Annotated in this window: 18 protein-coding genes; 4 read left to right on the forward strand and 14 right to left on the reverse strand. The window is 45.5% G+C overall.

The annotated features are described in order from the left end of the window. Positions 1 to 308 precede the first annotated feature (308 nt). The 7 genes from ACTXGE_RS00495 to ACTXGE_RS00525 all read right to left on the reverse strand — a co-directional run bounded on the left by ACTXGE_RS00495 (position 309) and on the right by ACTXGE_RS00525 (position 9,988). The gene (locus tag ACTXGE_RS00495) at positions 309 to 2,960 is read right to left on the reverse strand and encodes a DEAD/DEAH box helicase (protein WP_443541258.1); all 2,652 of its coding nucleotides are present in this window, start codon (positions 2,958 to 2,960) and stop codon (positions 309 to 311) included. Next, positions 2,951 to 4,582 (reverse strand): site-specific DNA-methyltransferase, encoded by a 1,632-nt coding sequence (locus ACTXGE_RS00500; protein ID WP_443541257.1) that lies wholly within the window; start codon positions 4,580 to 4,582, stop codon positions 2,951 to 2,953. The genes ACTXGE_RS00495 and ACTXGE_RS00500 overlap by 10 nt, the downstream gene beginning before the upstream one ends. 246 nt (positions 4,583 to 4,828) lie before the next feature. Next, positions 4,829 to 5,830 (reverse strand): oxidoreductase, encoded by a 1,002-nt coding sequence (locus ACTXGE_RS00505; RefSeq protein WP_443541256.1) that lies wholly within the window; start codon positions 5,828 to 5,830, stop codon positions 4,829 to 4,831. A gap of 52 nt (positions 5,831 to 5,882) precedes the next feature. After that, positions 5,883 to 6,860 carry a zinc-binding dehydrogenase gene (locus ACTXGE_RS00510; RefSeq protein WP_443541255.1) on the reverse strand — a complete coding sequence of 326 codons (978 nt, stop codon included), beginning with the start codon at positions 6,858 to 6,860 and terminating at the stop codon, positions 5,883 to 5,885. Between the two features lie 170 nt (positions 6,861 to 7,030). Beyond that, a complete protein-coding gene (locus tag ACTXGE_RS00515; RefSeq protein ID WP_443541254.1) occupies positions 7,031 to 7,972 on the reverse strand; it encodes an NADP-dependent oxidoreductase in 942 nt (313 codons plus the stop codon). A gap of 102 nt (positions 7,973 to 8,074) precedes the next feature. Then, a complete protein-coding gene (locus ACTXGE_RS00520) occupies positions 8,075 to 8,329 on the reverse strand; it encodes a DUF2798 domain-containing protein (protein WP_443541253.1) in 255 nt (84 codons plus the stop codon). Positions 8,330 to 8,455: 126 nt separating this feature from the next. Further along, entirely contained in the window at positions 8,456 to 9,988 is a 1,533-nt protein-coding gene (locus ACTXGE_RS00525; RefSeq protein WP_443541252.1) for an MATE family efflux transporter, read from the reverse strand. A gap of 213 nt (positions 9,989 to 10,201) precedes the next feature. On the opposite strand from ACTXGE_RS00525, the gene ACTXGE_RS00530 reads away from it, so the two are divergent. Continuing rightward, entirely contained in the window at positions 10,202 to 11,146 is a 945-nt protein-coding gene (locus ACTXGE_RS00530) for an alpha/beta hydrolase (protein WP_443541251.1), read from the forward strand. A 634-nt stretch (positions 11,147 to 11,780) separates the two neighbouring features. Here ACTXGE_RS00530 and ACTXGE_RS00535 read toward each other — a convergent pair. The 5 genes from ACTXGE_RS00535 to ACTXGE_RS00555 form a co-directional block, all read right to left on the reverse strand. Next, positions 11,781 to 12,158: a DsrE family protein gene (locus tag ACTXGE_RS00535; protein WP_443541250.1), complete on the reverse strand. Its 378-nt coding sequence runs from the start codon at positions 12,156 to 12,158 to the stop codon at positions 11,781 to 11,783. A 176-nt stretch (positions 12,159 to 12,334) separates the two neighbouring features. Continuing rightward, the gene (locus tag ACTXGE_RS00540) at positions 12,335 to 12,886 is read right to left on the reverse strand and encodes an acyl-CoA thioesterase (RefSeq protein WP_443541249.1); all 552 of its coding nucleotides are present in this window, start codon (positions 12,884 to 12,886) and stop codon (positions 12,335 to 12,337) included. Between the two features lie 62 nt (positions 12,887 to 12,948). Then, positions 12,949 to 13,497 carry an acyl-CoA thioesterase gene (locus ACTXGE_RS00545; protein ID WP_443541248.1) on the reverse strand — a complete coding sequence of 183 codons (549 nt, stop codon included), beginning with the start codon at positions 13,495 to 13,497 and terminating at the stop codon, positions 12,949 to 12,951. Positions 13,498 to 13,546: 49 nt separating this feature from the next. Then, positions 13,547 to 14,626: a YheT family hydrolase gene (locus tag ACTXGE_RS00550; RefSeq protein ID WP_443541247.1), complete on the reverse strand. Its 1,080-nt coding sequence runs from the start codon at positions 14,624 to 14,626 to the stop codon at positions 13,547 to 13,549. Positions 14,627 to 14,744: 118 nt separating this feature from the next. Then, on the reverse strand, positions 14,745 to 15,338 hold the full coding sequence (locus tag ACTXGE_RS00555; RefSeq protein ID WP_443541246.1) for a YigZ family protein: 594 nt from the start codon (positions 15,336 to 15,338) through the stop codon (positions 14,745 to 14,747). Positions 15,339 to 15,418: 80 nt separating this feature from the next. Here ACTXGE_RS00555 and ACTXGE_RS00560 point away from each other — a divergent pair, with 80 nt between their 5' ends. Both ACTXGE_RS00560 and ACTXGE_RS00565 read left to right on the forward strand, forming a co-directional pair. After that, on the forward strand, positions 15,419 to 16,123 hold the full coding sequence (locus ACTXGE_RS00560) for a pseudouridine synthase (RefSeq protein WP_443541329.1): 705 nt from the start codon (positions 15,419 to 15,421) through the stop codon (positions 16,121 to 16,123). A 411-nt stretch (positions 16,124 to 16,534) separates the two neighbouring features. Continuing rightward, positions 16,535 to 17,605 (forward strand): disulfide isomerase DsbC N-terminal domain-containing protein, encoded by a 1,071-nt coding sequence (locus ACTXGE_RS00565; RefSeq protein ID WP_443541245.1) that lies wholly within the window; start codon positions 16,535 to 16,537, stop codon positions 17,603 to 17,605. Positions 17,606 to 17,632: 27 nt separating this feature from the next. Here the strand turns inward: ACTXGE_RS00565 and ACTXGE_RS00570 are convergent, their stop codons facing one another. Then, complete coding sequence (locus ACTXGE_RS00570; protein WP_435949972.1) at positions 17,633 to 18,694, reverse strand: homocysteine S-methyltransferase family protein; 1,062 nt, start codon at positions 18,692 to 18,694, stop codon at positions 17,633 to 17,635. Between the two features lie 52 nt (positions 18,695 to 18,746). Beyond that, a complete protein-coding gene (locus ACTXGE_RS00575; protein ID WP_443541244.1) occupies positions 18,747 to 19,400 on the reverse strand; it encodes a DUF2939 domain-containing protein in 654 nt (217 codons plus the stop codon). 325 nt (positions 19,401 to 19,725) lie between these two features. Here ACTXGE_RS00575 and dnaJ point away from each other — a divergent pair, with 325 nt between their 5' ends. Beyond that, entirely contained in the window at positions 19,726 to 20,859 is a 1,134-nt protein-coding gene (dnaJ, locus tag ACTXGE_RS00580; protein ID WP_435949973.1) for a molecular chaperone DnaJ, read from the forward strand. Positions 20,860 to 20,910 lie beyond the last annotated feature (51 nt).

Genomic DNA, 20,910 nt, shown 5'->3' on the forward strand with positions numbered 1-20,910 from the left:
ATTTTTGGAGCTAATCTCGCTTTCCACTAATATCTTGTCTGCCTCCTAGAGCACCGACTAAAGCTCGCTGTGTTCCTGCTACGCGAGATGAGGAGGGGAACAGCGAGTGTCTGGGAGACACTCGTCCCGACGCAAGAGAAAATCTATGATTTTCTGCGCGGGCTAAGTCGCTGCAATCTAGTGGTCAAACAAGGATAACCGCTGCAATCGAGGCTAAAAAACTAAAACGCTCTACGAGTCGGAGATTGATCGATTATCAAAACCTAGTGAACTATAAAAACAGCTTGTATAGGATAATAAAAGGATTGCTAAGAACCGTATAGCACCGCAGCATCTTTTAATGTCTGCCAGTTCTTATTTTCTACCCATACAAAACCACAAGCTCCATTACTTCTTTTTGCCCACAAATCACCAATACGTTTTTTCTCTATGCTATCTCGATTACCCATCTCTACAGAGCGATCTTTTCCTTTATATTCAATAGCCAAAATTACACCGCTTTTAAGCTTAACAACGAAGTCAGGATAAAATTTATCAGAAGCTGTCTGCAACCAGAAAGACGTAGGTTTCTTCTCTACATTTCTTACCCACCATTCAACTCCTTGCATTTGGTGTGCAATGTATTCAGCACATTCAAACTCCTCCCCTTTATCTTTTAAATTACCAATAACTTTAAAGAAGTGGTTTTTTAAAGGGATCAAACCGTTGTAAACGCTATCATAGCCATAGCGACCTTGCTCAAAAGTAATAGCATGCTCGTTCCTAACTTCAAATTTATCTTCATCAGCAAATAAGTCGTCAAAAACACGCTGTTTTACTTCTACTAGTCCCGCAGCCATTTTTCGTTGTAATGCACCTCGTAAACGAAACTTACGATACGCTAATTCATCTAATGTAAAATTCTTTTCATTCATTAAATAAGAAACGGCAGCGTTTAACCAAGCCACCTTTACATCGCGCTCTGAATAAGGGAAATACAAATTTCTATCTAGCCAATATATGATATCTGTTACTTGCCAACCTTGCTCTTTTCCAAAAATAGCTAGTTGGCTATCCATTTGATCGTAAACATCACACTCAACTCTTTCTAATTGAGAAATACTTAATGAAGCGCGACGCATAGTTTCTATATCTGGAGAAAATTCAGCATCCGTTAGTTTGTAATCAAAATCTGATATTTCCCAGTCAGCATCTAATAGTGGCGTTTCATCGAAAATATCGAAAAAGCTCAACTGACTATAGCTAAGTAAAGGTACTTTAGCTGAGACTCCTTTTTCCGCAGGTGTTAGTTCTTGGCTGGGCGGCGCTGCTTGAATCGCAAGTGCAGTGTTGAGTTGTTCCTTTATCGATTTTGCTATTTCTGGCTGTTTAAAAGTCTCTGATATTTGCTGAATTTGTTTAGAAGTGGCTCCCTCTTTTACCGTCAATGTAGAGGTTTCTGGTGAAATTTCAATTTTATCTCGTAAGGATTTCGGTAATGCTGAAACTGACTCTTCATCAGGAAGGGACAAAAATCCATCATACTCAGGTAGTGGAATAATCAAATCGGTAGGTTGCGAGAATAAATCTCCGCTCTGTTCTTCGCCACGAGCGACTATCAAGTCTTTTGCTTCTAAACGCTCAAAACCACTCTGAACCAACCCATCTTTTAAATTCTGAACAGTAGCAGCAAGCTCATTCGATACGACATAAGCATAACTGCGATTAAGCGCTTCTTCACTTTTACGTACGACATGAGGCATACGTAATATACGACCGAGTACCTGCTCTACAGCTGTAGCAGAAGTGGTGTTTCTGAAAGAAAATAAAACGTATGCATTCGGACAGTCCCAACCTTCACGTAGTTTATCAACGGTAATAATAAACTGTGGATAGTCAGGATCGCCTAGCCTTTTACCTGTTAATTCATCAACAGCGCCCGTTGCAATAGCTATTGATTCTTCGGGAACATTGAAGTCCTCAATTAAGTGCTTTTTTACTTTGTCTGGCGTAAACGTCTCTTTTTCTTTAGCAGTTCGTTCGGCCTGAATTAGCATCACTACTGGATCTATAATTTCTCCAGTGAGTTGTTTCTCTTTTTCAGCATGTTTTTCTAGCTGACGTAATCGAGCAATTGCTTCTGTCAATGAAACGCGCCACTCTGGATGAATAGCTAGCTCTAATGGCAGCTTTAACATATCCTCTGATTGTAGAGTAGCGGCTGAAACGCTACGTAATACGTTAGAGGGCTGATGTGATCTATCTGGTGTGGCGGTAAGTTCTAGTATACAGCTAGGATTGAAGCGTTTGAGAGTATCAGCTGCTAACTGAGTACCTTGGTTATGTGCCTCATCTACAATGACGTAGGGTCTTCTCAAGCGAATCACATCTACTAACGAATGCTCGCCCTTTTGCTCATCAGCACTTACACCTTCAAAGTGTGGCATAAGTGCACCGTTTTGACGATACACTCGCAAGCCGTCTGCTGTGTCACGCTTAAAGCTTTGCATGGTCGCGACAATAATCGTATTGCCAGTATTCAGTGTAGCAGGCTGCATATACAGTGCTTCATTGATATCTAAGACATTAACCGCGCCAAATAGGTCGCGCATATCTTGATGCAGCAGTTCTCCTTCGGTTTTGAGCGCATATAAAGTCTGTTCACGTATGGGATCTGAGGGAACTAGCCAAAGTACTAACGAATGCTCTACTGCTAAGAACGCATCATTAACCTGTTTTATAGATTGTCCTGCTATGCGTGTTTTCCCGCCACCAGTAGGTACTCGAAGACAGACATAAGGCACATGATCCATCTCTGGTAATGGATAGTAAGGCTGAGCTAGACCAGAAGTCATCAACTGGGTAGATTCTGCAAAGGCGGCAGCAGGGTCTTTCAACTCTCTACAGCGGTATAGATAGCTTGAATAATCTGCAAGTAAGTTGTTTTGATAGTTTTTTAGTGATTTATTATTTAGAACCATGTTTTAACCGCCAATTCATAAGGGAGTTGGTGAAAAGTAATATTGAGTCTGGCTAGTTTTGTTTTATCAAATCGTGTACGAGCACCGTAAATAATCTTCTGACCTTCAAAGTTTGGCAAAGCTTCTTCTAGTATTTCAAGAGTTCGACCGTTAAGGACGTTGCCACCAGCGTCAGATTTATCTTTTAGGATGTCGTTATAGAGCAAAAATATCGCTCTATCTTTATATTGCCCGAGATAGGGTGTAATATTTTTCTTATCTATAGACTTTAAATCAGATAGCTTTAAACCAGTTCCCGTTTCCATAAACCAAACAAATTCGGCTAGCTGATCGAATGTAACATCGGAACGGATTTGACCATCAGAACTAAAAATCGATGACTTTGATAATTTAAGAACTTGAAAACCGCCACCTAATGGTGGAATTTTCTTTTTTCCTTTGGTGTAGCCAGTTACGGCTTTTTTTAGCCTAGGTATAAGAATATTTTTAGAGATATTTTCTACCATTTCTATCGCAATGAAATTTCTCTTACAGTTTTCTCTATTTGAAACTGTCATTACGGCGTGTGCGGTTGTACCTGAACCAGCAAAAGAATCTAAAATAATATCTCCTTCTTTCGTCATCCAAGAGATAATACGCTCTATTATTTTTATACTTTTTTCTGTCTCAAAAGTGGTTTCAGTTCCACTGAGCAATATATCCATCCAATTATCACTCAGTATTTTTCCGCTACTAGGTGGGACGTAATACTGAATACTTCCTTGGTCATTTTCGCGAACGAAATCTAACTTTGAGTTATTAGCAGTAAGGTTTTCAATAAACCATTCATCTAAACTCATGTCGTCTTGAATATTGTTAAGATAATATTCATAGTTCTTCTGAGCTTTAGTAGCTCTTACGCGTTCCCAACGCCACTGACCTTTATCAGGAGTGAAGTCAAATAGTTTATACCTCATTGTTGGTCTATCAGTACCGCGCCAAAAAGTATCCCATTTTCCAGGTTTTTCAACTTCATGCTCTAACATTAGCTTTGGTAAACGAGTACTTTTATTTTTTGAGTACATTAAGATATATTCATGACCAACAGCAAGAGCGCTCCAATCATCAAATTGTGCTTGCACATTCTTTACTCCACGTCTAACTGCTATTGTATTTTTATAACAATTCGAGCCAAATATTTCATCAAGAAGAAATCTTAAGTAGCAATGTGCATTATCGTCAATCGATGCAAAAATGACCCCATCTTCATGTAGAAATTGTTTTAAAAGCAATAGCCTTGGATACATCATACATAACCAACGGTCGTGACGGTCTAAGGTTTCACCTTCTTTACCGACCACTTCGCCTAGCCATTTTTTAATCTCTGGACTATTCACATTATCGTTATAAACCCAACCTTCATTACCCGTGTTATAGGGCGGGTCGATATAGATACATTTTACTTTTCCAGCATATCGCGGCAACAGTGCTTTTAGGGCATCTAAATTATCACCTTGTACGATTAGATTTCCACTATCAGCATCCCCGCAAGATAACGCTTCTACAGGCTCTAATAAACGAAATGGTACTTCTTTATGATGCTTTTCTACTGCTTCTTTACCAATCCAATTGAGTGTTGGCATTTATATCCCTTTAGTCATCTGAGTTTGTTTCTATTTAATGTGGTTAGTATATGTCTCAGAGCATTTTAATACTATCTTTGTCTAATTTCACAGGTAACTTACAGTTTTGAATAATCGCAAATGAACGCAAATGAACGCAAATGAACGCAAATGAACGCAAATGAACGCAAACTTGAGTTCCAAAAAAAAAGCAGCACCCCAAAAGAGCACTGCCATTATTTAAAAACCTATCTTCTAAACCAAACCCTAACCCCGAACATTCACCACATAACGCCCAACCGTCTGACTCGCCATAAAGCGATCTAGGTACTCAGGGGTTTGCTCAAGGGTAATCTCTTCGCCATAACTCTCAAGATCAGGCAGCTTCATATCCGTAGCCACTCTCTCCCAAATCGCTTTTTTGTCTTCTAACGGAATAAAGACCGAATCGATACCGAGCAAGGAGACGCCGCGAGTGATAAAGGGTAGTACCGTCATGGAGAATTCAGCAGAGGCCGCCAGACCACAAGAGGTCACCGCGCCGCCTGCTTTGGTTTGCTTGAGCAAGTTCGCTAAATAGTCACCGCCAACGGTATCGATAGCATTGGCCCACAGCTCGCGTCCGACAGGTCGACTGCCGACTTCATTGACACTATCACGATGACGGACTTCAGTTGCGCCAAGCTCTTTGAGATGCTCGGTTTGTTCCGTTTTTCCTGAGAAGGCGATAACGTCATAACCCAATTGATTAAGTATGGCGATACTGATACTACCGACGCCGCCCGTTGCTCCGCTGACGGCGACAGAGCCATGTTCAGGTTTTGCGCCCATTTTCTCAAGCTTTTGGATACTAAGCGCGGCAGTGACACCGCCCGTACCATAGATCATCGCCTCTTTTAGCGTGAGAGAGTCTGGACATTTAACCGCCCAATCAGCAGGAATAGCAATCATCTCAGCGAGGCCGCCATCAGTGTTCATGCCTAGATCATAGCCAAAGATGACGACTTCTTGACCTTTGGTAAAAGTGCCAGACTTATCGCTAACGACCACGCCAGCAGCATCGATACCTGGGGTATGTGGGAAGTTTTTGCTAATAGCTTTATTGCCTGAGGCTGACATTGCGTCTTTATAATTTAAGGATGAGTAATGCACCTCAACTAGCAGATCATTCTCAGGTAAATCGCTAACATGGCGCTGCTCAATGCTTTTGTTAAATTCGCCGTCGCTGGTTTCGCGTACGACTAGCGCTTTAAAGGTTTGCTCGGACATAATAGTATCTCCTAAAAAAATAGTGGTTTAGTGCTAGTAGGTTTGTATATATTTATGGCTTAAGTAATACCTTACCATTTTTACCCGATTGCAATTTGCCATCGACCGCTTGAGTGATATCAGCCAAATCAAAAGTAGCTTCGACAGGAAGCTGTAATTTACCATCTACGGCGCGCTCGATGAGTTCATCAACTAGGCGTTGTTTATTCTCCACGCTCATCTCTTGGCTCAGCTTGCTACCCCAAAATCCTTTGATCACCGCCTGTTTAAAGATCACATCGGTAGGGTTAAGTACCATAGGCTTACCCGACATCGCGCCAAATACTGCAAAGGTGCCGCCATGACCTAGGAGCGAGAGCATATCGCCGCTGTCTTGACCGCCGACCGAATCAACTGCTGCGCTGATTTTGTCGTCACCGAGGAGCGCTTTGACCTGTTCTTTCCAGTCTTCATCTTCGGTATTGATGTTATTCTTTGCGCCGACCGCTTCTAATTCCTCTACCGCTTCTTTACTGCGTACGACATTGATGGTGTTGACATCGCGCGCTGCGGCTAGCATGGCAAGCGACTTACCGACCGCGCCATTAGCAGCGTTATGAATGACCCATTGACCACTTTCTACTTCTAAGAATTCGAGCAGCATAAGGGCACTTAGCGGCATAGCGATCAATTGCGCCGCCATCTCATCATCTAAGCTCTCAGGGATGGCAAAGACCATATCCTCGACAGCGACGAAATACTCCGCCCAAGTGGCTTGTACACTGGCTGCGGCGACACGCTGACCGACTTTTAGATTTTTGACATCACTACCAACAGCATCGACCACGCCTACCGCCTCAGAGCCTGCGATGGCTGGCAGTTCAGGCTTAAAGCCATATTTGCCGCGAATGGTCAATAGGTCATGATTATGAATAGAGGCGAGGGTGGTTTTGACGCGTACCTCGGTGGCTTTGGGCTCAGGAATTGGGCGATCGCCTAGGCTGAGTACTTCGGTTGGTTTGCCAAATTCGTTATAAGTTGCGCTGCGCATAATAAATCCTTTTTTTGATTTTAAGTGTTTTGTACTTTTGAATGTTTTTGCAAATGCTTAGCTACTTGCTCGATAGCTATAAAACAAGCACTACCATAACAAGTGAACCTAAAGGTTCGCAATGTGACTTTAGTTAAACCTTTTGATTCATGCGTTCTTTAATAAATGAGCTATACCTCAACGGTTACTTTACCTACGGTATGATTGGTCTCAACTTGACGATGCGCGTCATGCAGCTTTGCAAAGGCAAAAGTCTTGAACACATGCGGTTTTAGCACCCCCTTCTCAAGCATAGTCTTTAGGGTTTGCATATCATCGCCATTAGAGGTGACGTTAAAATAAGCAACATCGATGTCGTGCTCATGCGCATAATCGAGTACCTCATCAGAGAATTGCGGGGTAGGTAGACTGATGATTTCGCCGCCATCTTTGGTCACTTTTAGAGATTTCTTGAGCACCTCACCACCGATTGCATCCAATACAAAGTCTAAATCTGAGACTATTTTTTCAAAGTCTTGAGCTTCATAATCGATATGCTCATCTGCACCGAGCGACAACACAAAATCCCTATTGTCAGCGGAGGAGGTGGAGATGACATAAGCGCCGATATCTTTGGCGATCTGTACCGCAAAATGACCGACGCCGCCAGAGCCTGCATGAATAAGGACTTTATCACCCGCCTTTATTCTTGGGCGTAGTACTTGTAATGCGGTTAATGCTGCAAGCGTGGTCGCGGCGGCTTCTGGAAAAGAGGTGCCCTCAGGCATCTCGACCAAATGCTCGCCAGGCGCGGCGACGTATTCGGCATACGCACTGCCATGACCTGGGAAGTTAACGAGTCCAAATACCTTGTCGTCCGCCTTAAAGTCAGTAACATCGCGGCCCACCGCATGGACTATACCTGCAATATCCCAGCCCAAAATCAGTGGTCTATCGGTGCCATAGACTTTGTCTAGTAATTTTGGCATCTCGCGTATTTTGACATCGACAGGATTGATACTTATGGCTTTGATCTTAATTAGCACCTCACCATCTTTGGGCATGGGCGTATCAATCTCACTTAGAGTTAGATTCTCAATACCGCCTGCTTTATGGAGTAGATAGGCTTGCATAGTGGCCTCCTTTATTGTTGTTATAAACAATTACCTTAACAAGAGGCTTGGATCACTAGCAAGGCAGATTTGGTTACCTGATGTTGTGAGAGTCTAACAAGATCAATAAAACTCGATGCGGCTCAGCACATGCTCTTGCACCAGATACGCGCAGAGATAAGCACTGGGCCAAGCAAAGACAAATGCCAGTCCCCATGAGCCCATTAGATCAGCGAAAAAATAATCGCTATAGCCCGTCTTGACCAGTATCAGTGCCGCTGAAATGATAAGCGACATCATTAGCGCCATAAGGCAGGTAAATATCAGACGGTAGTATTTGCGACGAATACGAATGTTGAGGGTAGTAGTGTTTGCCATAATCTTCTGCTTAGTTATTGTTTTTAATGACCGCTATTCATGCGCTAGCGGCGGTGACGTTTTTATTGAGCTAGCCCCAACTCGATGCCAACGCTTAGCCTCACTAAATTCGCCCTTTTGCAGTACCTAATCAATGCTCTGAAGTTTGTGGCGTAAGTCGGCAATACGCAGCGAAGGTAAATGCTTCCACGACGTCGTCGGTGCCATATCACGGCACGACGAACAAGTCCCTACCTGAGCACGGTAGCCCTCAGATCTTTGCGCCGCTTCCTCTGCCGACAGGTTTTTGCCTTTACGCCAGCCGCCGTGTAGATATAGTCCTCCGCCCATCACAGCGGTAGCAACCATGCCTGCTGGGAACGACAGCCAAAGCGCATCGGTGCCAAGTACAGGATAAAGCCCAAAAGCAAAGCCAAGTCGCACCGGATACATCGAGATCACCATGACAATCAGCGGCCAAATCACATAGCCATTTGCACGCATAGTGCCAAAGAACACTTGCGCGATACCAAAGAACACAAAGCCCCATGTCGCCATGAGCTGAATATGGCGTCCAATCGGTACCGCTGGGCTATCACTACCCAAGAAAAAGCTCAAAATAGTGCTATCAAAAATGGTTAGTACGCCGATCATAGTACCTGTTAACACCACGTTAAAGATAAGCCCCCAGCGGGTGATTCCTGCCACGCGGCTCCATTGATCAGCACCGATATTTTGCGCGACCATGGCGCTTGCCGCCGCACTGAGCGCCATGGCAGGCATCTGTACATACGTCCACAGCTGCTGGGTCGCGCTGTAGGCAGCGGTCGTCTGCACGCCCTCGCGATTAATTAGCGATAGCATAGTCAAAGCCGCTGATGAGATAACGATCATCTGCAGACCCATGGGCAAACCTTTGGAGAACATCGACTTCAAAATCTCACGGTCAGCACGCAAAAAGCGCAGCTCTGGCATACTTAAGGTCAGCACTGAGCCGCGCCAGTACAAAGTAATAATCATGCCAATAAGCGCGATAGCATTTGCCGCCGCAGTTGCAACCGCCGAGCCAAATATACCCCATTCAGGAAACGGCCCCAGACCCAAAATAAGTGTCGGTGTCAAAACCAGGTCAATGACCACCGAGATAATAATAAACCAAAGCGGCGTCGTAGAGTCCCCCGTGCCGCGTAGCGCCATCATCATCAGCGTAAAAGTTAAGGTGACAGGCATCGCAATAAAAATCATGCGCAGATAAGTCAGCGCAAGATCAAACGCACTTGGCGGCGTACCGAGTAGATCTAGTAGCATCGGCGCAAATATCCATCCGCCTGCCGAGACCAGTACACTTATCGGAATAATGCTACCCAGCGCCGTTCCCATCGTGCGCTTGATCAGGACCTCGTTGCGGCTGCCCATCGCTTGACCGATCAAGATAGTCGCCGCCATACCGAAACCAAAGACAAAAGAGATCATAATAAACATCAAGATATTGCCGTTCGCCGTTGCGGCAAGCGCCTCTTCACCCAAAAACCGACCCACCCAAACGGCATTGATCGAGCCGTTTAGAGACTGTAGCGCTGATGAGCCAAGGGTAGGCAAGGCAAATAGCAGCATGGTTTTAGGAATGGATCCTTTGGTAAGGTCACGCTTCTTATCAGTGGCAGTATGAGTATCGCTCAATGTGCATCCTTTTTGCCATCCAAGTAGGCGTAGGTTGAATAAAGATGCCTATTATAAATGACAATGCTTGAGTCATTTGATTAGAAAGGTAATCAGCTCGGTGGTCGTTTTGTTTATTACAAAACTGTTTTGACTATCAAGTTATCAATTAACAACCCTAAACACGAGTTTGCCGTTAAACTCATAAGCAAAATTCATATTTAGGAAGCTCTCATGATCTTAAAACGTCTTAGTCTCGCCACTTTACTAGCGGCGTCCGTCGTTGGCTGTACCACCGCGCCCAACACACTTGCGGTCAATACTACCCAAAAGCTCATTCAGTATGAGCGCAATAAATCGGATCTAACGACCAAATCATTCACCCTAGCGTCTGGCGATAAGCTGGTCTATGCCGAAAACGGCAACATCGCAGGCGAGCCTTTATTGCTCATACATGGCTTCGGTGGTAACAAAGACAACTTTACCCGTATCGCTGATGAGCTAGAGGGTTATCATTTGCTGATTCCTGATTTGCTTGGTTTTGGCGAATCGAGTAAGCCTATGGGCGCAGACTACCGCTCACAGGCACAAGCCACACGCTTGCATGAGCTGATGCAAGCCAAGGGCGTGGCGTCCAATATTCATGTCGGCGGTAATTCGATGGGCGGCGCGATCAGTGTCGCGTATGCGGCAAAGTATCCTAATGAGGTCAAAAGTCTGTGGCTGGTCGATAGCGCAGGGTTTTGGTCAGCGGGCGTGCCAAAATCGCTAGAGGGCGCAACCCTTGAGAACAATCCTTTGCTGATTAATAGCAAAGAAGACTTCTACGATATGTACGATTTTGTCATGTACAAGCCGCCATATATTCCAAAATCGGTCAAAGCAGTATTTGCGCAAGAGCGCCTTGCCAATAGAGGGCTACACGCCAATATTTTGGAGCAAATCGTTACTGACAATGTCGAGGAGCGCGCCAAAGTCATCGCCGACTACAATATCCCAACGCTCGTGGTATGGGGTGATAAAGACCAAGTCATCAAGCCTGAAACCGTCAAGGTGATCAAAGACATCATTCCACAATCACAAGTCATTATGATGAAGGATATCGGTCACGTGCCGATGGTTGAGGCGGTCGATCAAACGGCTGAGGATTATAAGCGCTTTCGGGAAGGAGTTAAGTAGTAGCTATTCCCGCTTTACGCTACTATCTTAGCTGCCACCGTGGCGGTGACTAATAGGCAGTCGTGCTCCTGTTGCCTCGATATGAGGAGGGAAACAGTAAGTGTCTGGGAGACACTTACCCCGACGCAAGAGAAAATCTAAGATTTTCTAGAAAGCCAAGTCCCCGCAACACAGTGTCTAGCTAAGTATATCCGCTGCAATCGAGGCTAAACCACACCCCATTTCCACCTAAAATTGTAGTGCAATTTTTTGACGGTGCTCAAGCTGAACCGCTCCCTATGTCCACCTTTACTACTATTAAGGTAGTTAGCTACAGATTTGTAGTCAATATATTTGACTACGGTTTCGTAGTTAAGCCGTAGGGTGCGCCTAGCGCATCATAGAATTAAATAGTTTATAGCTTCAAGGTTCTGGTTTAGCTAACGTGTCTTCTGTTTATTTCTTTGAGCTACATCAAAATAACCAATCGGTGCGCTGGGCGCACCCTACCCAACATTTTAATTATTCAAAAGCTTGATCTACAAAATAGATTTTGAAATCTAAATTATTGTAGACAAAAAATAAGTCAGCTCCCCAAACCATCAAAAGATGCCAAAGAAAACCAGCTCATTTTTATAACTTTATTTGTTCAGCTCTAATTCAACTGCAAAGATCCCTTTGCGCTCATCAACAGCTTAACCACATCATCACCACTGATGACGGGGAAGCGCTTGTCAATGTCTGACTCTGCCACGCCGTTATGTTTCATACACGCGCCGCAGACCAAGACCTGACCGCCTTTTTCGATAAAGGCTTCTAGCAGCTCGCCAGCAGGCTCGAAGGGATCGCCAATATCGACATTATCTAGCGCATTAGGTAAGGCTAGGTGTACCGCGTCTACCATCAAGATAACGGTTGCAGAGTGACCTTGCTTGAGGGCGACGCCTGCCATAGTAAAGGCGAGGGTGATCTTGCTTGGGTTTGAGTCGCTATTATCAAATAGCGTACCGACGTAATCTGTTTGCTTAGCCATATTATTATCCTTATTTTATAATGAGTTGAGCGGTGTACTCAGTATTATCTTAGCATTTATTATATTTATTTATATAGTGACTTGTTAGCTAAGGGTAGCGCTAAAGTTACCAAAAACTTACTCGGTAATTTTGCTCTCAATTCTGTATTTTTAAACATTTTAAATGCTTAAAAATCCTAAACGATCTCACCCATCGGCGGCCAACGATGATCCTCATTTGCGTCTATCCATTCTTGTACCCAAGGCTCAGGTGGTTTTAGCCAATCGGCTTGACCCAGTGCTGCAAGTACGTGCGCGGTCTCGACTAGCTTGCCTTTTTTAGTAATACCGGTTCGTAATAGAGCAGAGGAGCAAGGCTTGCCTTTGACCCACATGGACTGTTCAATATATATCCAGCGTGCATCAATACCGACGATTTGAGTTTTCATCGTCACTTTATCAAAGGCGCGGACACGTTTGCGATATTGAATACTCGTACCCGCCACAATCAGATTCCAACGTTGCTTGAACAATTGACGACCAAGCCCAGTACGTACGGCAAAGTTCATGCGACCCAGATCATATAGGGTCAGTATGCGCCCATTATTCATCTCAAAGTAATCATCGATATCCGTCAGCTGACAGCGAAACTCAATTTCACTGACCTCATTTAAGGTTAACGTCTGACCCTTTTTGACTTGCGACAGCGCTTGTATAAGTGAGATGGTATGACGAATAAAGGGGTACATGGTCTGCTCTCAAAACTTAGGGTAACGGAGGATAAGGTGGTCAGAAGCTCAAGTGGAGTTTTTTAGCTCTGAGCCATTGGTGGCCAACGATGTTCTTTATTGGACGCTATCCACTCTTGTACCCAAGGTTCAGGCGACACAACCAAATCAGGCTCACCTAGCGCTTTTAATACCTGTGCAGTTTCAATTACTCTGCCGCCTTTTGTTACGCCTGTGCGTAGTAGCACCGAGGAGCACGGCTTGCCCTTGACCCACATCGAGTGCTCAAGATAGAGCCAGCGCTCATCCATACCGACCAGCTGCGTCTTTATCGTCACTTTATCAAACAGGCGAATACGCTTACGGTATTGAACCGTGCTACCAGCCACCACCATACCCCAACGCTGTTTGAGTAGCTGCTTGGCAAGCCCTGTACGAATGATAAAGTCGGTACGCCCAATATCATAGACGGTCAACACGCGGCCATTATTCATCTCAAACATCGGATCGATATCGGTAAAGCTACAACGCACTGTCACTTCGCTCGTTTGCGTAAAGTCTAGAGGTTGCTGTTTTTTATTAGCGATGACAGCGTCAACGATAGACTTGGTATAGCGCAGGTAAGGATACATAATATAGTCTCAAAATTTTACAAGGGTAAGTGACCTAAGTAATGACGGCTTATGATTGATTAGAACCCACGCCAATGGCTTTAAAGTAAGCGCTGACGGTCTCGGGTATCCAATTGATATCAAATCTTGAGGTTTTGCTGTTGTCACCATTTGCGGACTTAGCATTTGCTGATTCGTTTTTGGCCTGAGATTTTTCTGAGCGATAACGCAAATAGCCAATATGACCGCCGTTATCCGTCTCGATAATAGTAACCGTGTCTGAGACATCGCCTTCGGTCGCGGTAAAGCCGATAAAGGGATCATCTTTGGCGCTGATGAGGAGTAGGGGGTGAGTCACATCGATTAAGTAAGGTAGCGCCGAGGAAGAATGATAGTAGTCGTTATTGGAGCGGTAGCCGTGACGCGGGGCGGTAAAGATATGGTCAAAGTCGCTGATGCGATTGACGGCTTTGATAGAGGCGATTTCTTCTTCAGTGATATCGTTGGCGAGTGCTTTTTTGATAATAGGGTTGAGCAGGTACGGGGTATAAATCCGATGACTCAAAAAGCTATGCATACTCAGCGCAGCGGACGACATATCGACAGGTGCTGAGATCACCGCTGCCCCTTCGCAGAGGGCTTTATCGCCGTATTCACCCAGATATTTTGCCAGCGCATTACCACCAAGAGAGACGCCAACGGCATAGATATTGGCAAATTCTTCACGCAGATTTTGTAGCATATGGTGCACCTCTTTGGTATCGCCCGCGTTATAAAACACGCGACCATTTGCAGGTATACCGCCGCAACTGCGAAAGTGAGCGACGACGAAGTGCCAGCCTTGAGCATGTATCTGATACGCCAAAGCCCGCGCATAATGGCTATCGCTACTGCCTTCCATCCCGTGGAACAGAACGATCAATGGCGTCTGCTCTAAGGCGCTATCTGGGTTATCGATTGGATGCGCATCATAAAAGTCGTAGGCGATGTCTGTCTCGCACAAGGAGTCTGGTTTGACCACGCGGCGATACGTTGGCGTTTTGGGCGCAAAGAACTTGGGTAAGATGCTTTGCAGATGTGAATTGGTTAGCCAAAAAGGCGGCTTAAAGGGAGCGGGTTTAAAGGCTTTTGGGGCATTATGAATATACATAGTAGAATCTTATTAAAGTGGGATCAAAAGGATGAGTCATCATACCGATAGCCACTGGCAAAACCAACGCTTTTGAGTGAACGGGTGGTTACTCAAATAAGTGAGTCTTCTAAGCAGTTTAGTCCTCAAGCACCCGACCATCCATCGCCAAACGCTCTTTCAACGTTGCGATATCAGCGTCAGCGATGGTCACAGTCAGCGTGACCTGCTTACTATAGACGACATCGTCAAGATGACCCTGTAGGTCTTCAACGATATAACGACACTGCGACTCATGAGCGAAATCGGCAACGATCTGTACTTGCGTCATAGGCACATAAGGTTGCAGCGTCATCTCATCGACCACGGCTTGCGCTGATCCTGCGTAGGCACGCGTCAGACCGCCTGCGCCCAGCTTAATGCCGCCAAAATAACGCACGACGATAATAATCACATTACCGATAGATTTGTGCTGCAATACATTTAATATCGGTCTTCCAGCGGTACCGCTTGGCTCGCCATCATCATCAAAACCTGCGCTCGTCGTATTGTTAGGATCGCCTATGATATAGGCCCAGCACCAATGCCGCGCATCTGGATACTGCGCGCGCAATTGTTCCACATGAAACATAGCCGCTTCACGTGAGCTGACAGGATAGCCGTAAGTGATAAAGGCTGATTTTTTGATGTCAAGGCGAGCGCTGACGGCGGTTTTTGGGGTTTGATAGCTCATATAGTCGTGATGATATGCCTAGGCTGAGAGTGAATATGTTAAACTTGCCTCACTATAACAAATCAAATGGTAGCAAAAGCATGCGTTTAGATAAATTTATTAGTAAAGCCACTGAACTGTCGCGTAAAGAGTCCAAAAAAATCCTGCACGCTGGCGAAGTAACGGTCAACGACGAGGTCATCAAAGATCCAGGCGTGCATGTCGATATTGTCAATGATGAAGTGCTGTGGGCAGGCGAGCCGTTATCGGTGGCGACAGGCAATCGCTATATCTTGCTGCATAAGCCTGAAGGCTTTGAATGTACGCTAAAGGCCAAGGAATATCCTATCGTCACAGAACTCATCGCCGTACCAGAGCTGGGTAGTTTGCGTATTGCAGGGCGCTTGGACGTCGATACCACAGGCGCGCTACTCATTAGTGATGATGGCGGCTGGCTGCACCGCGTGACGAGTCCCAAGCACGAGCATGCCAAGGTGTATGAGCTGACCCTAGCTGATCCTATGGATGAGGACGCACAAGCTAAAGCTATTCAAAAGGTGAGTGAAGGTATATTGTTAGAAGGCGATTATGAGCCGACTAAACCTGCCACCCTTGAGTTTATCGATGAGACGCATGCACGTCTGACCTTGGAGCAAGGTAAATACCATCAGGTCAAACGTATGATGGGCTACTTTGGCAATCGCGTCACCGAGCTTCACCGCGCAAGTATCGGTCATATCACTTTAGACGGGTTAGAGCGCGGCGATAGTCGTTTCTTGACTGCCGATGAAGTGGCTAAGTTTTAGAAGTCATTTAACTAATCTTACGTAGGGTGTGGTTAGTTTTATGGAATTGTTATAAAGAATTTCAATAAAACGTAACCCACCTTCTAGTCGTTTTAAAATTTTTATTTAAAGAACTTTCCTTGCAAGTCTAACAAAGCAGCACTTTGTTTCAAAGACTTTCAGGTTACGCTTCTCTAACCATACCCTACAACCATACAAGATTTTTACCTCATTTTATCTATTTGTATTGCGCCTCCCTTAAGCTCAGGTAGCGATTTGCAAAAGTAACTGGCAAACCCTTCCCGAATTTAACTTATGTGCTAAAGTCCTGATATCTTTTAATCTACTTTTTTGTATAGTAATTGCTAATGTTATCGCGTCTCTGACTACAACCGACTCTAGCAACTACTCCATTGTGTTAGGACAATCGCTATGCTGCTACCCACAATCAAAACCACGCCTTTATTTAAAGCAATTAGTCTCGTTAGCGCTCTCTTATTAGCGACAAGTGCTTGCGCTGAACCTGCCACATCGATGATGAGTAGCGTCTCTCAGTCAAGCAATACTCAAGCCAGCTCAGTGAGCCAAACGGTGGATGCCTATATCCGTCAAACGTTAAGCGAGGCGGGTATCAAGGTTGAGATTACATCGATCGCTCCTTCTAATTTGCCAAATATGTATCAAGTTGATCTGGTTGGACAACCGCCACTCCATATCACCGCAGACGCCAAATACGTCATCCAAGGCGACTTGCAAAAAAACCCAAGCCCGCGCGTCGTGACCCAGACGCCTACGCGTAGCAGTTCTGCGCAAGTCGGTACGCCAGTCAATAGTGCGGTCAAGTCAGCGCTCCTTGCCAATATGAGTGCGCTTGCTAACATGAGCGCCAAAACGCCGTTCTATTACACAGCAGTGCCTGGCGTCATTTGGGGTGCAACGTTAGAAGGCGTACCGTTTTTGGTCTCTGATGATGCGCAATACGTGACAGATGGGGAGATATCGGTGATAGAGAATGGTCAATTCACGGGTCTTGATGAAAACTTTGAAACCCGCAAAAACTTATCGGTATTTAACGAATTAGATGAGTCGCAGCTGATTACTTATCCGGCAACGACTACTGATCGCGCCGTTATTTATGTTGCAACGGATGTCAATTGTCCCTATTGCCGTAGGCTACACAAGCAGATGGATAGTCTAAATCAAAAGGGCGTTACCGTGAAAACGATTGGCTATCCTATCTATGAGCAGTCACCTGAGCAGATGCGCGGTATTTGGTGTCAGTCTGGTGAGGCAAGCCGCCGCCAAGCGTTAGATAGCGCTATGCTAAACGGTCAGATGACCCCAGCACCTGCTGGTTGTAGCACCGATTATGTGACGCCTAACCGTGAGAAGGCAGCGGGATTGGCAGTGATAGCCACCCCTGCAATTTATCGCGAAGATGGCGTCTTATATCAAGCGAGTTTTGAGAGTCCTGAGTTTTTGGCGTTTTTGGGGGTAGAGTAGAATTTTGATACTGACTCTGGAACATCGCTATTTGACAGCTAAATGCTGCGCAAGCTGCGTGATATGAGCAGTCCCAATGCCGCAGCAACCACCGATGATAGTAGCGCCAGAAGCTTGCCAGAGCTTGGCCCACGTCAAGTAGTTCTCAGGGGTCGTATCCTTGCGTATTTGCCGCAATTGTGCGTTGGCTTGTTTATGCACCTGCTTTGAGGCAAACGCGTTGGCATAGACGCCTAGCTGCATGTTGCAGGCTTTGTCTGTAATTGTTGTATCTACAGTTGCTTTATTTAGAGCTGCTTTGGCTGTTTGTAATGCCAAATTCATAACCTCAGGCTGGCTACAGTTAAAGAGTATAGCGTCGACACTGAGCGCGAGCATAGCCTCTACAGCCTGAGTCACAGATTCGCCAGAGCGCAGCTTCGCGGTATTTATATGCTTATCGGATTCATTGTCGTCAGTAGCCATATCTAATGCGCTATCATCGAGCGTAAATGCGACCCAAATGGGTTTGGCTGAGTGCTTACTTTGAGTTGCTGTAAAATCTGTAATTAGGTGCTGCCAAGTGATCGCTTCAAGGATGCTGCTTTGTGTTTCTACCAGCCAGATATCGACATAGTCTATTTGCTCAGCTAATAACGGACGCGCGATCATAGGTGCGCGCTTAGGATCGAACAAGTCAGGTCGATAAGAGCCAAAGAGTGGCGGTAAGCTGCCCGCAATTTGTACAGGTTGTAGGGGGTCCAGTTGTAGTGTGTCCAGACTTTTGCTGGCCTGTACTGCTTCAAATGCAAGCTGCGCGGCAACTCTTATGAGCTGCGCTCCTTCACTAAAAAACCGCTCTTCTAAGTGAAAAGGCGTGACCGCATAGCTGTTAGTAGTGATGACGCTAGCGCCCGATTTAATGTAGTCTAAGTGAACATCACGCACACTATCAGGATCAGCGCTCAAAGCTAGTGCCGACCATTCAGGCTGGCGAAAGGGCGCGCCGCGGCGCTCAAGCTCACGTCCCATTCCGCCATCTAATATAGTCATCGATTCTTGAATATCAGAATCAGAGCCTGTTTTTTTAAGTATAGTTTGAGTATGCATTATAAACTCACTTATAGGCTAAAAGACACATCAATAGCGTCTTATAATTTTATTAAGGAAGCACAATATCAACGATTTTCCACTCAATAAGGCCGTTACGCGCCATCTCTATCGTCATAGGATAGCCTTTGACTTGACCACTAATCGTAAAGCAGTTGATACCGCAGTAATTTAATGCAGGTTTATCACCAGCTTGCGCGTCTTGCTGAGCAAGCTCGTTTGCTTGCTTTTCCATGACCAGCTGCGTCTGATTGGCAATCACTGCACTCATATCACCGCGCTGAATAATAAGGTCTTGAATCAGACCGCGCAAATCAACCTGATTACTAGCGATGGCCCAAGCCGCCGCCAGCTGTTTGGTCGCGGTATTAGCTTGGCCCTGAGTGTCAATGAGCCTCTCAACGTTTTGCGGGGTGACCGCGATATCTACGGCTTGAGCGATAAAGTTATCCGCTGCTTGGCTGAGTGCATTGCCGCCCAATTCTGCGACCAGTGGGTACTCACTCATCGTCACTGCAAAATCATCGGTCAGCTGCGTCTGAATACTCGGTCGCAGCTGCTCATAATCGATGGCAGCTGCGATAGTCGCACCATCTTTGGTGTCATAAGCGTTTTTGAGCTGATAGGCGCTATAGTAGGGCGAGCCTGCATACACAGCGATAGCAATGACGATAAGTAGCAATAAAAGGGTAGTCAGCTTTTTCATAAGGGTGTGACCTGCTTGAGCATCTAAAAATAAATAGGGCGATAAATATTAGCATGCCACAAGAGGATATGGCATCAATAAAAAATCTATCGACTGCCAGCTTGATAAATAAGCCTATCATCTCCATAAACAGCGCAAACTTTTAATAACTGATTTGGTTACGCAGTATCCGCTATAGGTGTTTATCGACTCCTTTTTTACCTTGTAGAATGTAGGTTTCATGTGAAACTTATATATTTTATAACGATGAATATCGTCAAGATATTAAAAGGTGAGAGTCGTAGATAACCTGTAAGCCCATACTGTCATGACGATAGGAGAGCCCATGAGTAAGCGCGATTTTTATGAGATATTAGGCGTTAGCAAAACAGCAGACAATAAAGAAGTAAAACGAGCCTACCGTAAATTGGCGATGAAATATCATCCCGACCGCAACTCTGATGACCCTGATGCTGAAGAAAAATTCAAAGAAGCTTCGATGGCTTATGAAGTATTGAGCGATGCCGACAAGCGCTCCGCTTATGATCGTATGGGGCACGCGGCGTTCGAGAACGGCATGGGCGGTGGCGGCTTTGGCGGCGCAGGCGGTGGTAACTTCCAAGACATCTTTGGCGATATCTTTGGTAATTTTGGCGATATCTTTGGTCAGTCGCGCGGCGGCGGTGGTCGCGCCCGTCGTGGCTCTGATCTTCGCTACGTTATCGAGCTCACTTTAGAAGAAGCGGTACGGGGCTGCAAAAAAGAGATTAGCTTTACCGCGCCTGCGCCTTGTAATACCTGTGATGGTAAAGGCGCAAAAGATGCCTCAGATATCGTCACTTGTCAGACCTGTCACGGTCAAGGTCAGATTCGCATGCAGCAAGGCTTCTTTGCTGTACAGCAAACTTGCCCGCAGTGCGGCGGCTCTGGTAAGCAAATCAAGAACCCATGCCCTGACTGTCATGGTAACGGCATTAAAGACAAAGCGCGCAATTTAGAAGTCTCTATCCCTGCAGGCGTTGACGATGGTGACCGCGTACGCCTAGCAGGAGAGGGCGAGGCTGGCGGCGCAGGCGTACAAAACGGCGATCTATATGTCGAAGTGCGCGTTAAGCCGCACGAAGTCTTTACCCGTCAAGGCGCTGATCTCTATATGGATGTCCCCGTTAGCATTACCGATGCCGCGCTCGGTAAAGAAGTTGAGATCCCAACGCTTGATGGTAGAGTCAATATCAAAGTCGCTGAGGGCACCCAAAGCGGTAAGTTGCTGCGAGTACGCGGCAAAGGCGTGACTCCAGTACGTACCACGATGAAAGGCGATCTGATTTGCCGCGTTATTATCGAAACTCCTGTGAACCTAACACGTGAGCAAAAAGACTTATTACGTCAATTCCAAGATACTTTGGATGGTGATAGCAAGCATCAACAATCACCGCACAAAAAATCTTTCTTTAAAAAGATTGGCGAATTGTTTGACTAGTCGTTGATTCACTGTTTGACATTCTAAGCCCAATAGTTTCACGTGAAACTA

This window comes from Psychrobacter sp. T6-4 (genome assembly GCF_052258425.1).
GTDB lineage: Bacteria > Pseudomonadota > Gammaproteobacteria > Pseudomonadales > Moraxellaceae > Psychrobacter.